The following is a 22,649-nucleotide window of genomic DNA, read 5'->3' as shown; positions in this document are numbered from 1 at the left end:
GTTTAAGTGAAAACAGCAAAATTAGTTATTGGCATTATCAGTATTATTTTATCATTATTAGTTTTATTTCAATCTTGCGTTGCTGGATTAGGGAACAGTATTAATAATAATGGTGAGGTTGGTGGAAGTGCCGGCATGCTCTTAGCCATCTGTTTATTAGTGGCTGGAATTGTTGCTATCGCAACACGTAATTCTTCTGGTAATGGCGGTTTTGTAGCTGCTGGCTTTTATATTGCAGGAGGGATCATCGCCTTCTTACTAGCAGGCGGATATGATGATTTATATCTTTGGTCTGTATTATCAATTATATTTGGTGCTACTTTCGTTATTGGGGATACGAAAAAAAGAAAATAATAATCAGATATTTGAATACTGAACAACTAATAGTCAAACTGGAGGGAAGACATTCTCTCCGGTTTTTTATACATTTTGAGAAGCTCTATATACTGTTATGTCAATCACTTGAAAAGACCAAAACAATTTGGTAAATTATACGTATACATGTACATCATAAAAAACACCGATGAGTAGCTTATGTCTTGGGGAAGATAGGCCTGATCGGTGTTTCTGTTTTTTATTATACTAAATGTAGTTTTTTTTTACCACTTCAAAAATTTACTATCGATGTTACTTTTTTGAAGAATAAAATATCAAAATATGTTTTTTTATTCGCTTTCTGACTATGATATCGTTGCTTTCTATTATTTATTTTTACTAATTGATGATCAATTAGTAATCAGTCTTTCTATTTTTTCTTACTCCTTTATTTTTTATTATCCCTTACGTGTTAGTATTCTAATCAATTTCTTTCTGTTCTTTTGTGAAAAAGTTCGCTACAATGAAAGAAGATTTTGAAACTTTTTCTGAAAATAATTAAGGGGTGCAAATGTTTAAATGAAAACCATTGTTTTTGATGTGGATGATACGATTTATGACCAGCAACAACCTTTTAGAAACGCGATCAATTCAGTCTTTCCTTGTGTGAAGGCTGAAGATATGCATGCATTATATATTCGTTTCCGTTTTCATAGTGATGAAACCTTTCCAAAGGTCATGGCTAATGAATGGACACTGGAATACATGCGCTTTTATCGGATCAATGAATCATTAAAAGATCTGAATTATCCAAATGTTTCACAAGAAGATGGATTGACTTTCCAAAAAACATATGAAGATGAACTAGATAATATTGTCATGCATCCAGAAGTAAAAAAAGTGTTTGATTACTTAAAAGAGAAAAATATTCCTATGGGGATTATTACAAATGGGCCTACAGATCATCAATTCAAGAAGGTCAAACAACTTCAGTTAGAGAATTGGGTTCCAACTGATAACATCATTATTTCTCAAAGTACTGGATTTCAAAAGCCAGAAAGAGAAATTTTTGACCTTGCAGCTAAAGAGTTTGGCATGGACTGCGAACGTACCTTATATGTAGGTGATAGTTTTGAAAACGATATTGCCGGTGCTAAAAATGGTGGCTGGAAATCGCTCTGGTTTAATCATCGTTTAAGAGAAATGCCTGCTGATGAAGAAGCTCATCACATTAAAGAAGTTACTTCATTTGAGGATTTATTCCCTACGATCCAATCCCTATTTTCATAGTAAAAAAGTACGATTTATACTCAGCGTTTTTCTGAGTATAAATCGTACTTTTAATTTTATTCTCCAATACTTAAAATCATTCGAATATCATCTTCAGTCATTTTTGCTAACTGTTCTTCATTTCCTTGAATCACTTTTTGGAATAATTCGCGTTTTTCCTGCTGTAAAGAATCCATCTTCTCTTCAACAGTTCCCTCTGCAATCATCCGCCACACTTCTACAACATTTTTTTGACCGATCCTATGTGCACGTCCTGCAGCTTGCTCTTCCACCGCTGGATTCCACCATAAATCATAAAGAATCACAGTATCAGCACCAGTTAAGTTCAAACCAGTTCCACCAGCTTTCAATGAAATTAAAAAGACATCTTTTTCACCAGCATTGAATGCATCTGCCATAGCCATCCGTTCTTTAGGTTTGGTACTCCCTCTTAAATAGAAAGTGGATAACTCTAATTCATTTAATTCTTTTTCGATGATCGATAGCATACTAGTAAATTGAGAAAAAAGCAATACTCGTCGATTATTTTCTTTAGCTGCTACCAACAAATCTTTGACTTGCTCTAGTTTTCCAGAGCCGCCTGTATAATCATCAATAAATAGACTAGGATCACAGCAAATCTGACGCAAGCGGGTCAATCCAGCCAAGATACTCAAACGATTCTTCTTAAATGCATCTTGATCCATTTGACTAACATCTTCTTGCATTTGTTTCAGATAGGCTAAATAAACTGTTTTTTGTTCCTCTGTAAGAACGCTGTACAGATTACTTTCAATCTTGTCAGGCAAGTCCGCCAATACCGTTTTCTTATCTCGTCTTAGAATAAACGGCTGGATCATTTTAGCGATTTCTTCTGGTTTCATTGATCTAAATAATGTTTTCGATGGAAATAATCCTGGTATGATCATCTGAAAAATCGACCATAACTCATCTAAATTGTTTTCGATCGGCGTACCGCTTAGAGCAAAACGTTGAGGAACCTTCAAACTTTTTAAAGCTTGTGCTGTTTTCGTTCCACTATTCTTCACCATTTGTGCTTCATCTAAAATCAAGTAGCCTAAATTCAAGGCTTGATACATATCAATATCTTGTCTAAGACTAGCATATGATGTAATCAACACATCTAAATTCTCTTGATTAGCAAGTCTTTCTCTTTCTAATTTGTTTCCAGCTACGACTTCGGCTTGTAAATCTGGAGCAAATTTCTTCAATTCCGCTGCCCAGTTATAAATCAAACTAGCTGGGGCAACAATCAACACTGCTCCTGTTTGTTTTTGTTCTTCTTTTTCAGATAATAAATAAGTAATCGTCTGAAGCGTTTTTCCAAGTCCCATTTCATCTGCTAAAATACCGCCAAATTGATAATAGCTAAGCATTTTTAACCATTTAAATCCATCGATTTGATAGCTTCTAAGCGTTGCTTGGATTTTTTCAGGTAATTGTGCTTCAAATTTTTCTGGATGGGTCAGATTTGAAACCATTTCTTTAAAAGAATCCGAAAAATGAGCCCGTGTATTGTTTTCCAGCATATTTTCGATCATTAACCCTTGGTTTCTCGGGACTTGAATTGTGCCCTGAACGTTTTTCATATTATTCCTCAACATCGTCAGAACTTCACTTGTCTGTTGAAACTCTTCTGAGTCTAGGGATAAAACTTCTCCTGTCTCCAAAGTATAAAAACGGTCGTTACGTAATAGACTAGCCAAAACAGCATCAATTTCCTGTTCGGCTATACCTGTTATATCAAAACGTACATCCAACCAAGAATCAGAGTCGGACACTTCGATCAGAGGTTGATGATGTGCAGCATCTAAATAGAGTTCTCGTAGTTTTTTCCCCATTCGAACTTCACCTAGACGTCTAAATGTCGGAACTTCCGCTTTAAAAAAGTAATACAAACGCTCACCAGCAGGTAGCGGTTTTTCATATCCGTCAGTGACTTTTTGATAACCAAACGCGGTTAATTGCTCTAAAATTTCTTGTTCTTTTTTACCGTCACGAACGACTTCTTGATTGGCACCAGAGGATACTGAATGCTCTTGATCCGTTGAAAAAATTACTTCTCCATAAGTAAAGTCGACACGAACTTTGATCATTCCTTTGATTTTCCGAAAAATAAAGATTGCTTCTAATTGATGATAGACCACTTCTTGAGCAACTTCTGTACTGACATTCACTGTTCCTAATTTTTTCAATAAGGGAATGACCCCGCCAAATAGATCAGATAACTCAGATTTTTCATAAACGATCTCAGGCTTTTCAACTCGTTTTAGTAATTGTAATAACGTTGTGTAGATTGCTTCTTGTTCCTGTGAAAAAATATAGACTTGATCTTTACTGAATCCCCACTGATAGTGGGATAAAAAGGTTGTTATCTGGTCATCGATCACCAGCTTATACTGATTATCTTTTTGTTTACTTATATCAAAAAAGATTGGTAATGATCCCGCTACAAAGGAAAGATGACGATACTTTTGCCCTTCATCGTTTAGTTGAAAATGAGGAAGTCTACTCATCTTTTCAAGTAACACTCGTCCTTGATCGATTGGTAAAACAAGATACCTTTTGTCCATTTTTCCTTTGACTTGCACCCCATTAGCGCCTAATAATTGACTTGTTTGATAAATTGCAGCCAACTGTTCTAATAATTCTTGATTTTCAATTGAAAAAGCTTCTTTCATTAAATCAAAGTGATGCTGTTTATTGATCAAGAAAGTACCTTCTTTTTGGAATGTCTGAAAGAACTCACCAATATTTTTAATAATATAAGTTTTAGGTTTGACCCCTTGATTTCCGAGACGTAATGAAACGCCTAAAACAGCTAACTCAGGATAATAACTGTTTGTTTCTATAACGTCAACGATATATTCAACAGTCAATGGCGTGATCTTATTTTTTTCTTCAGATTGATTTAATTTAGCGAATCCTTTGGTAAACATCTCTGAAATAGACAATGCTCGTTTTTCAAACTGGACAGGTTGGTCTGCTTTTATGATTCGGGAAGTTCCTTTTTGACGTAAATACAATTCAACTGCAACTGTATGCTTACAATAGCCATGATCTTTCCAATATGGGCATTCACAAATATCGTTTTCTTTTGCAGTTCCATCTAATTGTATGCGATAAAGTTCATTCCCTAGCACTTCTGCATGCCAAATTTTTCTCTCAGGATCTTGCACGACTGACAAAACTCTGCCTTCTTTCATATATTCCCTACCGCGCTCAACGATTCGTTCTGGTATACTCCACTTCATTTTCTCACCTCCTCATTTAAAGCCTAAGCCGTTTGATAGGTCACTTGACTTTGACCATTTCCATTTGTTTTGATTTGTAGTTGTTGGGGAATTCTTGCTTTTAATTCACTCACATGACTGATGATACCGATCATTCTTCCTTCATTTTCGATTGTTTCCAATGCCTCCATCGCCATTTCCAGGGCTTCTTCATCTAAAGAACCAAATCCTTCATCAATAAACAAGGCTTCAATCAAAACACCACCAGCTTGTTCCTGGATCACTTCGGCTAACGATAACGCCAACGCTAATGCCGCAATAAAACTTTCGCCACCAGATAATGTGTGAGCACTGCGCGTATTTCCAGCATTATCATCATACACATTGATTTCAAGTCCAGTTTGATTTTTATAACTTCCGGAATCTTGATTCAATTCAAATTGGTAACGATTATTTGTAAGTAAACTTAGACGCTGGTTTGCTACTTTTAAAACTTCCTCTAAATAGGTTTGCAAAACATATCTTTCCAAACTTGTTTTCCTTGGATTGTCGCCATTAACAGTCGTTGCCAATTGATGCAATGCAGTTACTTCTTCCCATTGATGTTCCACAGAAGCAATCAATTCTTTTACTTGCTGTTGAATTTTTTCGTTGGATTGGATTTTTTCTTGTTGTTGATAATAATTTGCTTCTTTCGTTTGAAGTAAAACAGTCAATTGTTCGATCTCCTCTATTAAATTGCTTGTTTCTGGATGCTCTTTATTTTCTAGCTTTTTCTCTAGCTCAGTCAATTGAAACGCCAGTTGATCCTGTTTCTTATCAAAAGTCGTTAGTTCATCACTGATTGCTTCTAATCTAGGTACTTCCCTTAATAAAGCACGCATAACATTTCCGTCTAATTCAAAACTTGATTCTTGTATAGCTTTAGCCAATTGTTGTTCTAATGCTATTTTTTCTGCTAAATTTGCTGCTTGATCCTTTGCAAGATGTTCTTCACTATTTTTTAACAGCAACTGACTCTCTTTTACTTTTGCTAATTGTTCTTCGATTTCTTGTTGTTGTCTTTGCCACTGCATTATTTGTTGTTCAAGTTGTTGTTTTTTATCTGTTATTTCCACTAAGGAAAGTTGCCCATCCATCAATTGTTCCGAAATTGTTTTTAGTTTGGTTTGGCTTTCAGCTTGTTCCAGACGTTTTTCGTTGACAAGTTTTTCTTGTTCTAGCACTTTTAATTGTTGCTCTTTTACTGTATTTTCCAGCTCAAGAATTTTTTCCTTAGCCGCTTCTATTCGTTCTAATTCATGTTCAAGATTGTCAGCTTCCGTTTGAAAGTTCGCTGTCACTAGGTCGATGTCTCTATCAGTTAAAGGTTCCTTTAATGTGATGATTTGCTTATCCTGTAACAGTTTGAATAACGATTCAACTTTATTTTTTTGCTGTTCTAATTCTTTTAGTAATTCTTGTTCAGCCTGTTTAGTCTGTGCGACTTGGGTTTGCAATTTTGCAACCGTTGCTTCTTGTTTTTGAGCAATCAGTTCAATTTCATTGAGTTGCGTTTCGATAGACTGAACTTCCTCTAACGTAAACTCTTGGTGCTCGTTTTGATTTGGATGTTCAACTGAACCACACACTGGACAAGGCTCACCTTCAACTAAAAATAAGCTCAAACGACTGATCTGCATCTTTGCCCATTGACTTTTTTTGTCAGCAACTTTTTTATAAATTTGCTCTTTCTCACTCTCGGCTTGTTTTCGTTCATCATCGGTGATAGACAATTGTTCTAGAATCGTTATTTTCTTTGTTTCAAGTTGTTGTTGTTGCTTCCAACTATCTAAAAAAGTCAGCCATTGCTCTTGATGTCGTTCCAATTCCAATTGTGCTTTTTCAATTTGGACTGTTCCTTCTATAACAGCTAGTTCTTTTTGGTACAATTGTTCAGCGTTGTCTTGTATTTCTTTTACCTCTGTTAGTTTTGTTGTTAAGGTTTCTATTTCCAAATGATTCGTTTCGATCATGCGTATAACTTTGTCTTTTTCTTCATACAAAGGAATTTGAAATTGAAGCTTTGTAGCTTGTTCTTTGGCTGCGTTCATTTCAGCTGATTGCTCAATAGTTTCTTGTTGTGTTTTTTCTAATTGCTGAATCAATTGACATTGTGTTTCTTGTTGGGATTGATTGTTCTTTAGCTCTTGCTCAAACATTGAAATCAACTTAGCTTTTTCATCGATTTTTTCAATCAAGCCTTGATGATTTTTTACCCATTGAAGTTGCTGAACTTCTGCTCGTAATTTTTCTATCATCTCAGCAGTTTGATCTAGCTCTTCTTTTTGTTTTTTGAGCTGACTTTGTTTTGTAAACTCATTTGCTAACTCTTCTAAAGAAAATTGTTCTTGTTCTTTTTGTTGTTTTTGTCTTTGTAATTCAGTCAATGCTGATTTATCTATATCCTGTTGTTTGAGCATTGCTTCTTGTTGCAGCTCTAATGCAGCTAATTGTTGTTCTACAGTTTGCTCTTCTTGTGATTGCTCCTGCCAATATAGTTGATCTAATTTAGCTTGGATCATTTGTTGTGTCGTTTCAATCCCTTTATTGACCGTCTTCAATTGCGCCTTCAGTTGTTCATTTAACGTTTGATACAATTGGGTACCAAATAGATTTCGAAGAACTTTTTCTTTATCGTTACTATTTGCAATCAAAAAGGTTCTAAACTCCCCTTGAGGTAAAAGTACGATCTGAGCAAATTGAGTTGCATCTAAGTGCAGTAGTTCTTGGATAAAACTATCAACTTCACGGCGTTTTGTATACTCTCTAAGTTCCTTTCCAGAACGATCTTTGACGATCAAGGAAATCTTTGCACTTTGCGTTCGAATACCGTCACCGCGTTTTTTATAAAGTTCTTGTTCCGGTTTTCTAGTGATTTCATAAAAATAGTCGCCATGAGAAAAAGTCAAGTGAACTTCAGTTGGTTCTGATGGGTCAGCAAATGTTGAACGCATCTCTTTTCCTTGCCGTAACTTTCCTGAACTTTCACCAAATAAAGCATAGCTCATGCCATCAAAAATCGTCGTTTTCCCTGAACCAGTCTTTCCGCTGATCAAAAATAAAGAAGAATCTTCAAACTTGTTAAAATGAATCGTTTCAGCAATATAAGGGCCAAAGTTTTTTAATGTCAGTGTTAATGGTTTCAACTTATTTCCCTCTTTCTGCTTGGTGAAGCTCTGCTAGATTGTCTTTGATCCAAACTTGCTGCTGTTGCGTCAATTCTTCTCCTGTCACTTCTGAAAAGAACTGACCTACTAGCTCAGTCGGCGCTAAAGCTTTGATTTCTTTTTTTGTCTCATTTCTCTTCTGTTGCAACTCTCTTCCAAATAATCGTTCGACACCGATCACTCGCGGGTAAATCTGTCGTAATTGATTCATCATATTAGGAATCACTGCACGATCCGTTAGTTGAATATGGACATAATTTTCACAATCGAAAGACTCATAAAACTGTTGAGCGGTCAACTCTTTAAAGCTACCTTCAATTTGTACAATATCTCTTAATGGCTGGATCTCTTTGAATTCAAATGCTGTTTCACCCACTTGGGTATCAACGATCCAAACCCCTTTTTTTTGATTCATTTCTGATAAAGAAAATTTTAATGGCGATCCGCTGTACCGTGCATTTTCGGCTTGTAACGCATTTTTCCCATGTAAGTGTCCTAATGCCACATAGTCGAATGATTCAAGCAAAGATAATGGCACAGTATCTAAGCCCCCCACCATTAATTTTGTTTCTGAATCAGACTTTTCACTACCTGCTACAAAAAAATGACTGACTAGAACATGAGCCATATCTGGTTTAAATTGTTTCTCCATTGCGGTGATTACTTCTTTCATCGCTTGTTCGATTGTTCGAATTTCTTCGTTATCAAAATATAAACGAGCTGAAATTGGTTCAAAATATGGTAATAAGAAAAATTGAGTATTTTCCATCTCCACTGGTTGAAACGCCTGATCCAATCGCGTATTCAAATGAAAATTCGATTGAATAAACCATGGACCACCCGTTTCTAAACGAGTACTACTGTCATGATTGCCTGAAATCGCCAATACTGGAAATTTTTCTTGTAAATTCATCTCTACGATCATTCGATTAAAAACCTCGATCGCCTCAACAGAGGGAACCGATCGATCATATAAATCGCCTGCAATGACTATAGCATCCACTTGTTCATCCTTAGCAATCGCCAGAATCTGCTTGAACGCATCCGTCTGCTCTTCTAATAAATCATACCCATGTAATTTTTTGCCGATATGCCAATCAGCTGTATGTAAAAAACGCATGATTCCACCACCTAAAAAAGTCCTTCTTACTATTATACCAAATTTACGGAGAAATATATGGTATAAGCATATAGAATTTTTTTGAAACAAAAAAAACCTGAAATATAACTCTTCTAGTTATATCCAGGTTCTAACAGATGTAAATACATGTACCATTACTTTTCTTTCACTTCATATTTAAAATTGGGATCGATCTCTTGATCTAGGCTATCAAAAGTCGCTTGCATTCTGCGTTCAACTTCTGCAATTCCTTCTTTATCCATCTTAGCAATATCACTAACATCGATTGGTTCACCAAAGCGAACTGTTACTCGACGACGTTTGAATAAGTCTTTCAAAGTCAATGGGCCTTGATAAACAGCAGGAACGATTTTGACTTTCGCCATTTTTGCAATCAATGCCACGCCGCCTTTCAACTCGGAGGAATGACGAGTTCCGCTTGGAAACATTACTAAGCTTAAATCCGTACTTTTTAAAGATTTTACAGGGGTTTTGATCGCACTAGGTCCTGGTTTTTCCCGATCGACAGGAAAAGCATTCGCATGCTTTAAAATAAAACTTAGAAATGGATTTTTAAATAATTCTTTTTTCGCCATAAAACTAAACTTTTTTGGTGATCCGCCCACAGCTAAATACAACGGTTCCCACCACGTTCTATGAGGGGCAACTAAAATATAATTTTCATTTTGAGGAATACGATCTTTCTTTTCATAGTGTGCATTGCCGTTTATAAGAAATAAAACAACCCGAACAACGCCACGCATAAATGTAAAAAACATGTTTTTCTTCCTTTCTTTTCACTAGCTATAAGTATGCCGAAAACTGATGCTTTTGACAAGTCTTTTTCACAGGTTTCTTCTAATCTTAATTGTAGTATAATATAAGGATATCATCTGTTCCATCAAAGAGCTTTGCTGTATAATTCAAGAAAACTGGAGGTCCATGTCGATGATCGAATATAAATCACTAAATCTGGAACAAAATGAAGCTCACTTGATTACATTACTTTCTAAAAATCAAGAAGAAGAAAAAAATATCCCTGCCGAACAGAACACCTCTTTTTCTTTGGCTTTATATGATAACGAACTTTATGTCGGCGGTATCACAGCGAATAAATGGATGAATGCCACTCATATTTCTTTATTAGCCATCAACAAATCTTATCGTGGTAAAGGCTATGGTAGTCAACTCCTTAAAAAAGCAGAAGCATTTGCCATTGAATCAGGATCTGCACTTATAACCATTAATACCCAAGATTATCAAGCAAAAACATTCTATGAAAAATATGGTTACCAAGTTTTTGGACACTTGACAGATACACCTTTTAGCGGCACATCAAAATATTATTTAGTAAAACGAATTTAAACTAAAGGAATGAGTATACATGTTATTACCAGGCGAACGAATCGATCAATTATTTGCGGATGATATTCAGATCATCCAAAGCAAAGAGGTTTTTTCTTTTTCAATAGATGCTGTCTTATTGGCAAATTTCCCTACATTTCCTAAAACCGGTACAATCGTTGATCTCTGTGCTGGAAATGGTGCTGTCGGTCTATTTGCTAGCCGTAAAACAAAAGCTAAAATCACACAAATCGAACTGCAAATGCGTTTAGCTGACATGGGAAAAAGGAGTATTCAATTAAATCACTTGGAAGAACAGATGAACATGATCGAAATGGATTTAAAACTAGCGACAACGGTTGTGAAACCTGACTCTGTCGACTTGGTGTTATGTAATCCGCCTTATTTCAAAGAACTTCCAACAAGTCAAAAAAATCCTAATCCCCATCTAGCGATTGCTCGTCATGAAATACATACAACTTTGACTGAAGTCGTTGAAGTTTCTGCAAAACTATTAAAAACAAATGGACGTTTAGCAATGGTTCACCGACCTGATCGATTTTTAGATATTCTTCATGCAATGGAAGCTGCAAATATCGCACCTAAACGCGTTCGATTTGTTTACCCTAAAATTGGAAAAGAAGCGAACACATTATTGATTGAAGGGATCAAGCAAGGGAAAAAAGACGGATTTCGAGTTCTACCTCCACTGTTTACCTATGATGAACAAAACAATTACTTACCAGAAATGAAGGCGATGTTGTATGGCAACTGAACACTATTTTTATGTACTTCTTTGTAAAGACGATACATTTTACGGCGGCTATACAACCGACCCTGAACGTCGCTTAAAAGAACATAACAGCGGTACTGGAGCAAAGTATACCCGACTTCCCTCACGCTTACCCGTGAAAATGATCCATGTTGAAAAATTCAGCAATCGCAGTGATGCTACCAAAGCAGAGTATGCCTTTAAGAAATTAACAAGAAAACGTAAAATCGCTTATTTAAAAGAAGGGAGTAAGTAAATGAATCTAACGATTCGACCATTTTGCGTTGCTGATGCCACACAAATCGCTATTTTATTAAAAAGAAATTTTTTAGAAATAAACAGCAAAGATTATCCAATCGAGCAAATGGAACAGTTAGCTGCCGAATACACTCCTGAAAAAATTATTGAACAAGCCTCTTACGCTCATACCTATGTAGCTGAAAAAGCTGGTCATGTAATTGGTACGGGAACTATTTGCCCTTTTTGGGGCAGTCAAACAGAGAGTATTATTTTAAGTTTATTTGTCTTACCTGAATTTCACGGATATGGAATTGGTACAGCTATCATGAACTATTTAGAGCAGGACACGTTTTATATCAGAGCCAATCGAATTGAGATTCCCGCTTCTAAAACTGCGGAACAGTTTTATTTACGTCTAGGCTATCAAGCAAAAAATAGTGAACCAACTGAAGACGAAAATGGATATTTACGTATGGAGAAACGACGATGAAAAAATCTTATTCATTTAGGATAATCAAAATTCTAATAAACAGACTCTATTAACCGTTTCTTAAATCAAAAAACCTCAACCTAATGAATGGCTGAGGTTTATTTATGATTAAAGTTCTTGTTTCACCTTATAAAGTAAAAATAATAAAAACACTACATTTACAAGTAAGAATGGTACCATAAAATCTTGAATAAGCAAACTGATCACGATCCATGCTGCGAAATAAAGTATACTCTTACTAATAAAAGGAAGGTAATTATGTTCTTTTTTAGTATAAATAATCATATTAGCAATTGTTCCTCCTAAAAAACAGAGTAAACTGGCGGCTAAACATAAAATAAAGAACAGCGGTTGGATATCATTTTCTACATAGTTTTCATACAAAACGATCGATAGACCCAGTCCCACAAAGATAAAGTAATGAGAATGAATCAAAACCAACCCAGCGGTATCCTTTTGTCGATCGATTCCTGATTTGTACACCGCATTGTAAAATAAGAACATCACGACAACTAATAAAAAGAACAAAATACTGCCAATACTTATTTTATTAAAGATAATTGTACTGGCTACGGCAATTATTGCTTCACCGAATAATAATAGCGTAAACAAACTATAGCGCTCCGTCAAATGCCCAAAATTTGTAGGAAAATCCTCTAGTGCTTTTTTCATAATGATTGGGAAAAATGCTGTAATAAATATAGAAACGACATACACTCCAAAACGAATAGGATAAGTCCCCCAAGGTAAAATCGTCATAAAGCCGATCAATCCACTTGCACATAAAACGATAATCAATTGATTACATAACTTCTTAACAATGTCCTCTTCCGTACTTCTCAGCTTTAAATAGTACTGTAAAGCAATACTGAAAAATAAAATAGAGGTCGCTCCTGCAAAAGTAAAATGTGTTTTCTCAAAATCAACATTGATTGCTTGAGCTAAAACAATCACCCAGAACATATCAAAAAATAGAAACAGAGCACTTGTCTTATTCTTAATAGAAAAACGATTAGCAAAAACGGTTTGATAAGTCCAAATTGTCCAAAAGACGAGTGTCAACATAAAAAATTCACCAAGACTCTTGAAGGATAGCTGTTGATCTGCACCAACAAATAAAATTGATGCAATGCGACTGATCGCATAAGCAAAAATCAAATCATAAAACAGTTCGAACTCGGAAACCTCTTTTTTTAGCACCTGCATTCGATCACTTCCATTCTGATTGATAGTTAGTGTGTTCCTTTTTATTATAATCTCGATCCTCTATTTATTACAAAAATAGTGACCCTTTTTAATACTTTTTGTTACAGAATAAAAAAAAGAGAGACAAACTAAAAAATAGTTTTGTCTCTCTTAATAGATTTATTCGATTACTTCTGCGCCTAAAGTTTGTTTAAAATGGTTTAATGCCCATTCATGTCCAACAGGATCAAAACTAGCAACTGCATTTTTATGAATCACGATTTTATAGCCTAAATTATAAGCATCTACGGCTGTATGCAACACACAAATATCTGTACAGACACCTACCAAATGAACTTCCGTAATCCCTCTTTCACGCAGACGAATATCTAAGTCTGTTCCACTAAAAGCTGAGTAATGACGCTTATCGATCCAATAACAAGTAGCTTGCGTTCGATTATCTTCATAAACTTCAGCAAGTTTGCCATACAGTTTTCGACCATTTGTCCCTGCAATATTATGAGGTGGAAATAAATTATTTTCAGGATGATATGGATCATTTAAATCGTGACGGTCAATTGCATAAACCACAAAGTCATTATTATCAATAAACCTTTTTGTTACTTCTACTAAAGATTCTTCAATTGCTTGCCCTGCACTTCCCGTAGTCAAAGCTCCCTTTGTTGCAACAAAATCATTTGTGTAATCAATTGAAATCAATGCTTTCATTTTAGAACCTCCATTTTAAAAGTAGAGTAAATTAAACCAGATGCTCTACAAAATTGATGACCATTTGCGCAGATTTTTCTCCTGCTTCTTCAATAAATTCATCAAACGTTTGAGAAGCTTCATGATCCGCAGTATCACTGATTGCTCTTACAACTAAAAATGGGATATTAAACTGCGCCGCTGCTTGAGCAATTGCTGCCCCTTCCATTTCACAAGCCAAAGCTTCTGGAAATTCAGCAATGATTGCTTTCACTTTTGTTTGATCATTAACAAAAGAATCTCCTGTTACGATCAAGCCGTGATGAATCGACATTCCTGTTTTCTCAGCTGCTTTTTTCATTTCAAGTTTTAAATAGTCGCTTGATTCATAATACAGAGGCATTCCTGGTAACTGTCCTGGTTTATAACCAAATCCAGTAACATCTACGTCAAAATAAGCTAGTTTATCCGCAATAACTACATCACCTACAGCAAGACCTTGACCAATACCACCTGCTGATCCTGTATTGATCACCATATTGACACCATATTGATGAATCAATAACGTAGTTGTGACAGCAGATAACACTTTTCCGATTCCAGAGCGTACAACGATCACTTCATGACGACCTAAAGAACCTGAAACAAACACGGCTCCAGCTCTTTCCCATGATCGAGTATCAGATAAGGCTTCTTTTAAGATTTTTACTTCTTGATCCATTGCACCGATAATTCCAATTTTCATTGTGACATCCTCTTCTCTATAAATTCAATACTATAAATATTACAATAGCCAACAAAATCGCTACAACAATGATTGCTTTGGTCAGCGTACTGCTGCGTTCGCGGATTTTGGTTTGCTCATTTGAACGTGATTGAGTGATTTCTTTTTGTTTCTTATGTTCTTTTCGGTAGAAATTCGAGATTTCTTTTTCTTTTTTACGGTATTCTTTATCCGCCTCTTTTTGCTCTTGCTCGAACAATTTCTGTGCGGCTTTTTCCTCTTCTTCTTTGCGTTTCCGTAATTCTGTCCGAGTGACCAGCGGACCTTTACTCATCGGTTATCCTCCTTCAGCAGCCTTTTTAGTTGCTGTAATTCCCAGTACTGCACAGCAAAAATTGTTTTTGCATCACAAATTAATCCACTCGCAATCTCTGCGTTCGCTTCGTCTAATGTTAATGTATATAATTCTAAAATTTCGTCATCATCTTGAGGACGGGGATTAGGAATTTTTTCTAACTCTTCAGCATAATAAATATGAAGAAGCTCATCAGCGAAACCAGGAGAAACATACATCGACGTCACAAAGGTGAATTTGTTGGCTCGGTAGCCTGTCTCTTCTTCCAATTCTCTTTCAGCAGTTTCTTTTGGGTGATCCTGTTCACCTGGATCAATTTTCCCAGCTGGAATTTCCAAGAGAACTTTTTCCATTGGTTTTCTAAATTGCTTGACCATAATCAATTTATTATCAGCTGTGACCGGAATGACCGCAACTGCTCCTGGATGGAAAACTAATTCACGTGTGCTCGTCTCGCCATTTGGCAAGCGGACTTCATCCAGAACAACGTCAATAATATGACCTTTAAATATTTCTTTTCTGGAAATCGTCTTTTCCTCAAACTCTTCAAAGTTCATCATGCATTTCACCAATCTTTCTATGGATATAATACCTTAATTTGGAAATTTTATCACTTATCGATCTTCTTGTGAATCTTTTCTTTGCTGTAAGTAGGGATTTTATACAATCTATTTCATTTATTAACAATTAATTAAGCAGTATGATAAAAGTTTTTTCCTACCTAATTATACCAGTAATTAAAATTTGAAACAGTCTCTTCGATGAATAATATAAAAACAAAGAGAGGCAAAACTAGGCTACTAGTCTTACTTCTCCTTTTAAAGATCGAACCTATTCATTTTGAATTTATTTGTATTCGACTATTTTTGCAATTCAGCCAGAGAGTTCATGATTTTAACCAAATCAGATTTGTTGCTCTCTTGTTTTTCAGCTAGAGTCCAACTGATGCACTGTAAATAATGATCCTTACCCTCCATCAAATCATAGATGTAGAAAACTTCAACACCATCTTTACTTGCAGTAAATGTGCGGCGTTCCCCTTTGAGATCATTGTATTTGACAGATTCTTTCTTTTCATCCGTCCTTTCGCCCAAATCAGACAAATCAACAGAATCTTTAAATGCAGCAAAATTGTCAAAATCTTTTTTACCTTCACTTAAAACCATATAGTATTCTTCTTTCGAAGCATTTTTTAAACTAACATCTGCATTGTCGCTCAGTTCTTTTGCTTCTACAGATTGCCAACCATCCGTTAATTCTACTTTGAAATTACCATTTTTAGTTTTGATAACTTCAACCTTACCTTTTGAATCATCGGTTTGTGCTTTTGTTTCTTCAGTTGCAGCTTTATTCTCATCTGCTGAATCGCTCGTCTCAGACTTATCCCTAGGCTCATAAAATACTTCGTCATCACCATAAGAAGTCGATTCCTCTACACTAGAACTTGTTTCTTCTATATAAATGTCATCGTCAACCTCTTCTTCGACTTTACGCCCAGAACAGCCTGTGATCACTAATACTACCAGTAATATAGCTATGATTTTAAATTTTTTCACACTGTTTCTCCTTTTATCCTGATCATTACCTTCCATTATACATTAGGTTTCTCTATTTTTCTCATATTTCTTTTTGACTTTTTTGTGAACACTTTGGCCTTTTCTACATCTAAAGTAGTAAAAATCACTGTTTTCTCTTGTCATTTCTTACATTTTCTCTAAATATCAAAATCAACCTTTGGACTGATATTCTTTATGGAGCACAATGTGCTAAAATAACTTATATAGCGAAGGATAGTAACTTTCGATGGAATGAATGATTGGAGGGAATTTAAATGAGAAAAGGAAAGCTTATACAAGTAATTGCTTATTTATTTTTAGCAGGTTTAGTTCTGCGTTTTATTACTGGTGTACATCTACCAGCAGTTGTCGTGGTTCTTTTGATTCTATTAGTGCTACTTTTTACTGGTTCAAAGAAAAAAGGCGTGAAAAAGGAAGATCAATTGCCGAATCTCACAAAGTCTAAAGAAGAACACTATGAAACGATCGGAATGTCGGAACAAGAAATCGACTTTTTCCGTGATACAATGAATACAACTAAAAAACAAATCGTTCAATTACAAGAAAATATGAACGCTTCTACTAAATTAAGAGCAATTGACTTACGTAATGATACATTACGAGTATCAAAAGCCTTGTTTAAAGAATTAGTTAAAGATCCAAAGAAATTACACTTAGCAAACCACTTTCTTTATACCCACTTACCTAACCTAGTTGATTTAACTAGTAAGTATCTGGAAATAGACGATCATGAAATCAAAAACAAACAAACGTATGAAAAGTTGGAAGAAAGTGCTCAGATTATCGATCAAGTTTCAAAATTAATCAAAAAAGACTATGAACAGTTTGTCGCAGATGATTTAGAAGATTTAGATGTTGAGATATCCGTTGCTAAAAATAGTTTAAAAAGAGATAATGAGAGTAGTAATAATCAGTAAATATTTTCCCGAAAGATTACCCTTATAAGTTAATCTTTTGGGAAAATGAAACAAAGAACGGTGCAATTCTGAATTTCTAAAGGATCAACCAATTTGTTTCGCTTTTAAATTTAGGAGGAATCATAATGGAAAATGACCAAAAAGAGGTAACACCAGTAAATGATACACTGGATGATCTATTAAATAACCCGTTTTCAACACCTATCGATTCATTAACAACTACGCAGCAAAGTGAAATTTCTGCTTTACAGGATCAGCAAGTTGCTGCTCGTTTAGTCGATAAATTGCCAGCAGATAGACAAGCCCAAGCAAGAGAGCTTGCTTCAAAAATCGATGTCCAAGACTCACAAGCCGTGATCACTTATGGTTCTGCTGCTCAAACAAAATTAAGTGAGTTTTCACAGTCAATGCTAAATCATGTACAAGCTCAAGACATTGGTCCTGTCGGTGATTCATTGACTGATTTGATGTATCGCTTAAGTGAAGCTAACCCTGATCAGCTTCGAGCTGGTGAAGGGAATTTCTTCTCCAAAATGCTTGGCAAAGTGAAACAATCTGTTTTTGAAATCACCGCAAAATATCAAAAAATCGGTGCTCAAATCGATAAAATTTCAATCAAATTAGACCACGAAAAGAACGGTCTTTTAAAAGATAATTTAATGCTAGATCAATTATATAATAAAAATAAAGACTACTTTGATGCATTGAATATTTACATCGCAGCTGGTGAGTTGAAGATGGAAGAACTGCAAACTACGATCATCCCTGAAGCTATGAAAAAAGCGGAAGAATCAGGTGATCAAATGGATGTTCAAATCGCAAATGACTACACTCAATTTTTAGATCGTTTAGATAAACGAACCCATGATTTACGTTTAGCACGTCAAATCACGATTCAACAAGCACCACAAATTCGCTTGATCCAAAATACAAACCAAGCGCTAGCTGAGAAGATTCAAGCATCGATCAATACTGCGATTCCACTTTGGAAAAACCAAGTTGTGATTGCTTTGACCTTATTACGACAAAAAGATGCAGTTACTGCACAAAGACAAGTATCTGAAACAACCAATGATCTATTGAAGAAAAATTCTGAAATGCTTAAAATTTCAGCAATCGAGACTGCTAAAGAAAATGAGCGCGGTATTGTTGATATCGATACATTACAAAAAACTCAAAATGATTTAGTTGAGACAATTCAGGAAACTCTACGAATCCAGCAAGAAGGTAAAGAAAAACGTCGTGCTGCAGAAATCGAATTAGGTCATATGGAAGAAGATTTAAAAAACAAATTATTGGAACTAACTCAATAATACTAAAAACCCGCACAATGCTTTTTATGCTTGTGCGGGTTTTTGAACCACCAAAGTATTTAATTCTTAGAAAATTTTATTCTTAAAGACAAATACAATCAAAACAACTTCTATTGCCGAGATTTTTTAAACTAATTCATGATAAGAAGTTCGAATTTTCTCAAATAATTTGGTATAAGGCTTAAGTCCCGTATATTGTTCAATCGCTTGATCCAATCCTTGTTCTTCAATAGCTTCTTGTAAAGCACAGGCTTCTGCATCTGTTGGTTCTTTAAACTTCATTGCGGCTGCAATCGCAATTGCTAATGCTTTGGGCGTCTCATTAAAGGCTTCCACAAATTGTCTTGCAGGTTGAATAAATCGATCATTCTCACCTATTTTTCTAATTGGAGACCGTCCAACTCGTGTAACATAATCTGAAACATGTGGATTTTTAAAACGTTCAATGATCTTATCAATATACGCTTGATGTTCTTGATGAGGAAATTGAAATTTTTTCTCTAGCAAAGCTCCCGTTTCTTCCAATGCACTTCGTACAATAAACAAAACTTTTTCGTTATGGATTGCATCTTCGATCGACTCTATATTCCTCATATAGCCAAAATAAGCTGTGACAGCATGTCCAGTATTCACTGTAAATAATTTTCTCTCAATATAAGGTGTTAGATCAGATACATAGTTCAATCCCAAAATTTCTGGTGCCTGCTTTTCATTCGTTGGTTTTTCTACCACCCATTCATAAAAAGGTTCTACTGTTACAGTTAGCGGGTTTTTATGTTCTTGATTTGGAACAATGCGATCAACAGCCGAATTAGGAAATGCTACAAACTCACGAGCATATTCTTGGGCTGAGACAGATAATAAAGGCAATACAGTAGCTTGAAGAATTTGAGAGGCCCCAATCATATTTTCACAAGCAATCACACATAAATAGCGCTTTGAATCCTTTCTTCGTTCAATCCCTTTTGCAAGGATCTCCGCTAACCTTGGTAAAATCGTAGGACCTACCGCAGTCGTCATGATTTCAGCTTCACTGATATACGCTAGTAAAGTTTCACTTTCAGTTGTACTGTTAACAGCTTTGATATTTTTAACTGTAAATGATTCTTGTTCAGCGTTTGCCAAAATGACTTCATACTGCTTTTGAGTGTTGATTTCCTCGACGATTTTTTCATCTACATCAGCAAAAATAACTTGATAACCTGATTGAACGAGTAACCAACCAATAAAGCCTCGACCAATATTCCCTGCACCAAAATGGACCGCCAGCTTTTTCATACACTCACCTCACCTTTAAATAGCTCAATGATTTTCGCTTCTGATTCAGCATTCAGCAATTGCTCCACATTCGCTATTTCAGAGCATACTAGGGCAATATTAGATAATAATTCTAAATGTTCATCCCCTACACCTGCAATACCAATGATCAATTTTACTTCATTACCATCAAAATCTACACCTTCTGGTACTTGTAAAATAACGATTCCAGATCGATCGATCAAATGCTTTGAATCATCTGTTCCATGAGGAATTGCTACCATATTACCAATGTATGTTGTCGTTAAATTATCTCGTTCAAGCATTTTTTCAATATACTCCACAGCCACATATCCTTGCTGTGATAATTGTTTCCCGGCTGCTTCGATTGCTGCTTTCTTAGTAGAAAAACGTTGATTTAAAACGATATCTTCCTTTTTTAATGTGAGCATATTACTTTTCCCTCTCTTCTATAAAAGTTAGTAATTTTTGAACAACATATGTCGTAATTTCTTCATTCATACCTTGTTCCAACTGCTGAATCATGTGTTGATCATTGACAAATAGCGTACTAATATAGCTAATAACTTCCAATCCTTCTTGTGAAAATTTTTCTGGAGCCAGTAGCAAAACAATCCGATCAATTGCTATTTTTGTTTGATCCATCGTTTCTATAAAGATAGGTTGTTCTAATGAAAATAATTGAAAAAATGGTTCTTTGATCGTTTCATTTCGAGCATGAAACATTCCAATTTTTGTACCTGGAATACCAAACGCTTTCCAATTTCCATCATACAAAAATGTCCTGACTAGCGCCTCAACTTCTAATGCAGGTGCTTTTTCCAAAAGTTGCGTGCAAATGACACGAATCGTATCTTCCATTGTTCCTAGATTTTTATTCAAATTAGAATAGCTAAAATTTTTTAAAATCGTTAAAACGATTGACGTAAATAGTTGTCGTTGCTCTAAAAAATGAGTAGCTTCAAGTAACGTCAATTGCACCGCTTGCTCTTGTTCAGCAATTTGCTTGTGGTACCCATTGTGTAAACTTTTCAAAAAAATACTAATTTGAGAAAGTTCTCTTTCCGTTAGAATAGGTGAAACTAAAAAATAATCAAAATCAACTGAACCTAAATCGATCGTAGAAATAATGATATTATAATGACCTTGAGCCTTTTTTCTTCCTAGTTCAAACAAAGAAACTGTTTCTAATTTTTTCAGTTGTGGAATCCTTTGACGTAATCGGGTAACTAACATTCTTGAGGTCCCAATGCCACTTGCACATACGACTAGTCCTGAAAAACTATTTTCGCTTTCTAGTTGTAAAAGTACGGCACCAAAATGCAAAACTAAATACCCAATCTCTTCATCTGGCGCTGAGTTTTTTTGGCAAACCTGATCAAATGCCCGCCTGACAACTTTGAATAAGTCTGCATAGTCTTGTTTGATCGAGTGGATCAGTGGATTATATATTCGCATCCCTTGTTGTAGTCGCCTTAACGTTGGCCGCAAATGAGCAATCAATCCTTTAGTCAAAAGTTCTTTTGGCAGTTCTTGTTTTAATTCAGTTTCAACTCGCTCAATCAATTTGTTCACTAACAGCATCACTTCTAATTCGTCATTCTCTAATAAATGAATCGTACTTTCAGTTGTTTTTACACCTCTGAGATGTGTTGTAATGTATGCCGCTTCCCCAGCTGGTACAAACTCTGGTTCCATCTCTAAAATATCTGCTAACAATCCTTGTGCAGTGATAAATTCTGGATAGCTAGTCATTTCATTGCTACTTGTACACGCTTGAATATAATTTCCTGCAATCATTCGTTCTACTGAAATAGAAATGTGTACAATTAAATTTGCATACGCTTCATCACTGATAGTCTCCAAATTGTTGTTGCGCCAGATTTTAATGGTCTGTTCCACTTTTTTCAATAACGGTTCACTGACCAAATCCAATAAACGGCCTTCTATCCTCTCACTAGTAACTAAATCACGAGATTTGTCTTGAAAAAATTTTAGCAGTTGGTAATCGGGAAATTGCTGCCCAAAAAGCTCACTCATCAATCGTCTTTTTTGAGCTTCATCGGCTTTTAAAGATACACCAAATCCTCTTTTTCTTTCGATTTCAACGTTTTTTGGCAGTTGTTCTTCTATTTTAGTCAGATCGTTACCAATCGTTGAAACCGTGACATTCAAATCATTCGCTAACCCGACCAGTTTTAGACTTTCTTCTTTTAATAGCAATTTGAGAATTTTCTGTTGGCGTTCTTCTGGACTGTATTCATTATAAGATAAGTCCATCAACTGCCAACGGAAGCGCTGTTTATCTGAATCATGTCCCTCTAATAATAAAATTCCATGTTCTTTCACCAATTTAAGCTTGTAGGAATCAAGTACCTCTTCAACCTCTTTTAGATCACGTCGAATGCTTCGCTCACTAACACTTAAAGCTTCTGCTAGTTCATTCATTAAAACGGAGCGCTTATTGATCAACAACTGTTCCAGGATCAACCGAGCTCGTGCTGAAAGATACATAGAATTCCTCCTTAGATTAAAAGCAAAACAGGCCCACTTGACTCCGACTGAAAAATAGGAAATGA

At 35.4% G+C, this 22,649-nt stretch carries 21 protein-coding genes; 8 read left to right on the top strand and 13 right to left on the bottom strand.

Features of this window, described 5'->3' with window-relative positions; all coding sequences use genetic code 11:
• Positions 1-6: 6 nt before the first annotated feature.
• Together AC4BB7_RS05585 and AC4BB7_RS05580 are read left to right on the top strand one after the other, a co-directional pair.
• Complete coding sequence (locus AC4BB7_RS05585; protein WP_086312215.1) at positions 7-354, top strand: hypothetical protein; 348 nt, start codon at positions 7-9, stop codon at positions 352-354.
• Between the two features lie 540 nt (positions 355-894).
• Positions 895-1,605 (top strand): HAD family hydrolase, encoded by a 711-nt coding sequence (locus AC4BB7_RS05580; RefSeq protein WP_086312214.1) that lies wholly within the window; start codon positions 895-897, stop codon positions 1,603-1,605.
• Between the two features lie 56 nt (positions 1,606-1,661).
• Here the strand turns inward: AC4BB7_RS05580 and AC4BB7_RS05575 are convergent, their stop codons facing one another.
• From AC4BB7_RS05575 to AC4BB7_RS05560, 4 genes are all read right to left on the bottom strand, one after another.
• Positions 1,662-4,859: a DEAD/DEAH box helicase gene (locus tag AC4BB7_RS05575; RefSeq protein WP_490484687.1), complete on the bottom strand. Its 3,198-nt coding sequence runs from the start codon at positions 4,857-4,859 to the stop codon at positions 1,662-1,664.
• A 23-nt stretch (positions 4,860-4,882) separates the two neighbouring features.
• Positions 4,883-8,026, bottom strand: coding sequence for an AAA family ATPase (locus tag AC4BB7_RS05570; protein ID WP_490484686.1), 3,144 nt, complete (start codon positions 8,024-8,026; stop codon positions 4,883-4,885).
• Position 8,027: 1 nt separating this feature from the next.
• Positions 8,028-9,167, bottom strand: a complete 1,140-nt coding sequence (locus AC4BB7_RS05565) for an exonuclease SbcCD subunit D (RefSeq protein WP_490484685.1) — start codon at positions 9,165-9,167, stop codon at positions 8,028-8,030.
• Between the two features lie 155 nt (positions 9,168-9,322).
• Positions 9,323-9,946 carry a lysophospholipid acyltransferase family protein gene (locus AC4BB7_RS05560; protein WP_086312210.1) on the bottom strand — a complete coding sequence of 208 codons (624 nt, stop codon included), beginning with the start codon at positions 9,944-9,946 and terminating at the stop codon, positions 9,323-9,325.
• A gap of 169 nt (positions 9,947-10,115) precedes the next feature.
• Between AC4BB7_RS05560 and AC4BB7_RS05555 the strand changes: the two genes are divergently transcribed.
• Genes AC4BB7_RS05555 through AC4BB7_RS05540 form a run of 4 tightly spaced genes read left to right on the top strand, consistent with a single transcriptional unit; the run spans position 10,116 to position 12,013 of the window.
• The gene (locus AC4BB7_RS05555; protein ID WP_490484684.1) at positions 10,116-10,532 is read left to right on the top strand and encodes a GNAT family N-acetyltransferase; all 417 of its coding nucleotides are present in this window, start codon (positions 10,116-10,118) and stop codon (positions 10,530-10,532) included.
• Between the two features lie 19 nt (positions 10,533-10,551).
• Positions 10,552-11,286 carry a tRNA1(Val) (adenine(37)-N6)-methyltransferase gene (locus AC4BB7_RS05550; protein ID WP_490484683.1) on the top strand — a complete coding sequence of 245 codons (735 nt, stop codon included), beginning with the start codon at positions 10,552-10,554 and terminating at the stop codon, positions 11,284-11,286.
• Positions 11,276-11,539, top strand: a complete 264-nt coding sequence (locus AC4BB7_RS05545; protein ID WP_490484682.1) for a GIY-YIG nuclease family protein — start codon at positions 11,276-11,278, stop codon at positions 11,537-11,539. The genes AC4BB7_RS05550 and AC4BB7_RS05545 overlap by 11 nt, the downstream gene beginning before the upstream one ends.
• Entirely contained in the window at positions 11,540-12,013 is a 474-nt protein-coding gene (locus AC4BB7_RS05540; RefSeq protein WP_490484681.1) for a GNAT family N-acetyltransferase, read from the top strand.
• A gap of 108 nt (positions 12,014-12,121) precedes the next feature.
• On the opposite strand, the gene AC4BB7_RS05535 is transcribed toward AC4BB7_RS05540, so the two are convergent.
• The 6 genes from AC4BB7_RS05535 to AC4BB7_RS05510 form a co-directional block, all read right to left on the bottom strand.
• Positions 12,122-13,219 (bottom strand): low temperature requirement protein A, encoded by a 1,098-nt coding sequence (locus AC4BB7_RS05535; RefSeq protein WP_490484680.1) that lies wholly within the window; start codon positions 13,217-13,219, stop codon positions 12,122-12,124.
• A gap of 159 nt (positions 13,220-13,378) precedes the next feature.
• Positions 13,379-13,927, bottom strand: coding sequence for a cysteine hydrolase family protein (locus AC4BB7_RS05530; protein WP_490484679.1), 549 nt, complete (start codon positions 13,925-13,927; stop codon positions 13,379-13,381).
• 31 nt (positions 13,928-13,958) lie between these two features.
• On the bottom strand, positions 13,959-14,651 hold the full coding sequence (locus AC4BB7_RS05525) for a 5'-methylthioadenosine/adenosylhomocysteine nucleosidase (RefSeq protein WP_086312203.1): 693 nt from the start codon (positions 14,649-14,651) through the stop codon (positions 13,959-13,961).
• A 16-nt stretch (positions 14,652-14,667) separates the two neighbouring features.
• Positions 14,668-14,964, bottom strand: a complete 297-nt coding sequence (gene macP, locus AC4BB7_RS05520) for a cell wall synthase accessory phosphoprotein MacP (protein WP_086312202.1) — start codon at positions 14,962-14,964, stop codon at positions 14,668-14,670.
• Positions 14,961-15,545 (bottom strand): NUDIX domain-containing protein, encoded by a 585-nt coding sequence (locus AC4BB7_RS05515; RefSeq protein ID WP_490484678.1) that lies wholly within the window; start codon positions 15,543-15,545, stop codon positions 14,961-14,963. Before AC4BB7_RS05515 ends, macP begins: the two co-directional genes overlap by 4 nt.
• A gap of 300 nt (positions 15,546-15,845) precedes the next feature.
• Entirely contained in the window at positions 15,846-16,541 is a 696-nt protein-coding gene (locus AC4BB7_RS05510; protein WP_490484677.1) for a hypothetical protein, read from the bottom strand.
• Between the two features lie 275 nt (positions 16,542-16,816).
• On the opposite strand from AC4BB7_RS05510, the gene AC4BB7_RS05505 reads away from it, so the two are divergent.
• Together AC4BB7_RS05505 and AC4BB7_RS05500 are read left to right on the top strand one after the other, a co-directional pair.
• Entirely contained in the window at positions 16,817-17,479 is a 663-nt protein-coding gene (locus AC4BB7_RS05505; protein ID WP_490484676.1) for a 5-bromo-4-chloroindolyl phosphate hydrolysis family protein, read from the top strand.
• A gap of 125 nt (positions 17,480-17,604) precedes the next feature.
• On the top strand, positions 17,605-18,792 hold the full coding sequence (locus AC4BB7_RS05500) for a toxic anion resistance protein (RefSeq protein WP_490484675.1): 1,188 nt from the start codon (positions 17,605-17,607) through the stop codon (positions 18,790-18,792).
• A gap of 126 nt (positions 18,793-18,918) precedes the next feature.
• Here AC4BB7_RS05500 and AC4BB7_RS05495 read toward each other — a convergent pair whose 3' ends face one another.
• From AC4BB7_RS05495 to AC4BB7_RS05485, 3 genes are read right to left on the bottom strand one after another with little or no spacing between them, the layout of a single operon-like run.
• Positions 18,919-20,070 carry a mannitol-1-phosphate 5-dehydrogenase gene (locus AC4BB7_RS05495; protein ID WP_490484674.1) on the bottom strand — a complete coding sequence of 384 codons (1,152 nt, stop codon included), beginning with the start codon at positions 20,068-20,070 and terminating at the stop codon, positions 18,919-18,921.
• Positions 20,067-20,501, bottom strand: coding sequence for a PTS mannitol transporter subunit IIA (locus AC4BB7_RS05490; protein ID WP_490484673.1), 435 nt, complete (start codon positions 20,499-20,501; stop codon positions 20,067-20,069). Before AC4BB7_RS05490 ends, AC4BB7_RS05495 begins: the two co-directional genes overlap by 4 nt.
• Position 20,502: 1 nt before the next feature.
• Positions 20,503-22,584, bottom strand: a complete 2,082-nt coding sequence (locus tag AC4BB7_RS05485) for a BglG family transcription antiterminator (RefSeq protein WP_490484672.1) — start codon at positions 22,582-22,584, stop codon at positions 20,503-20,505.
• Positions 22,585-22,649: the final 65 nt, after the last annotated feature.

The sequence above is a fragment of the Enterococcus sp. AAFC-DPL-5182 genome (assembly GCF_058216605.1).
Note: the sequence above shows the minus strand (reverse complement) of the source record. Positions and strands in the feature narration are given on the sequence as shown.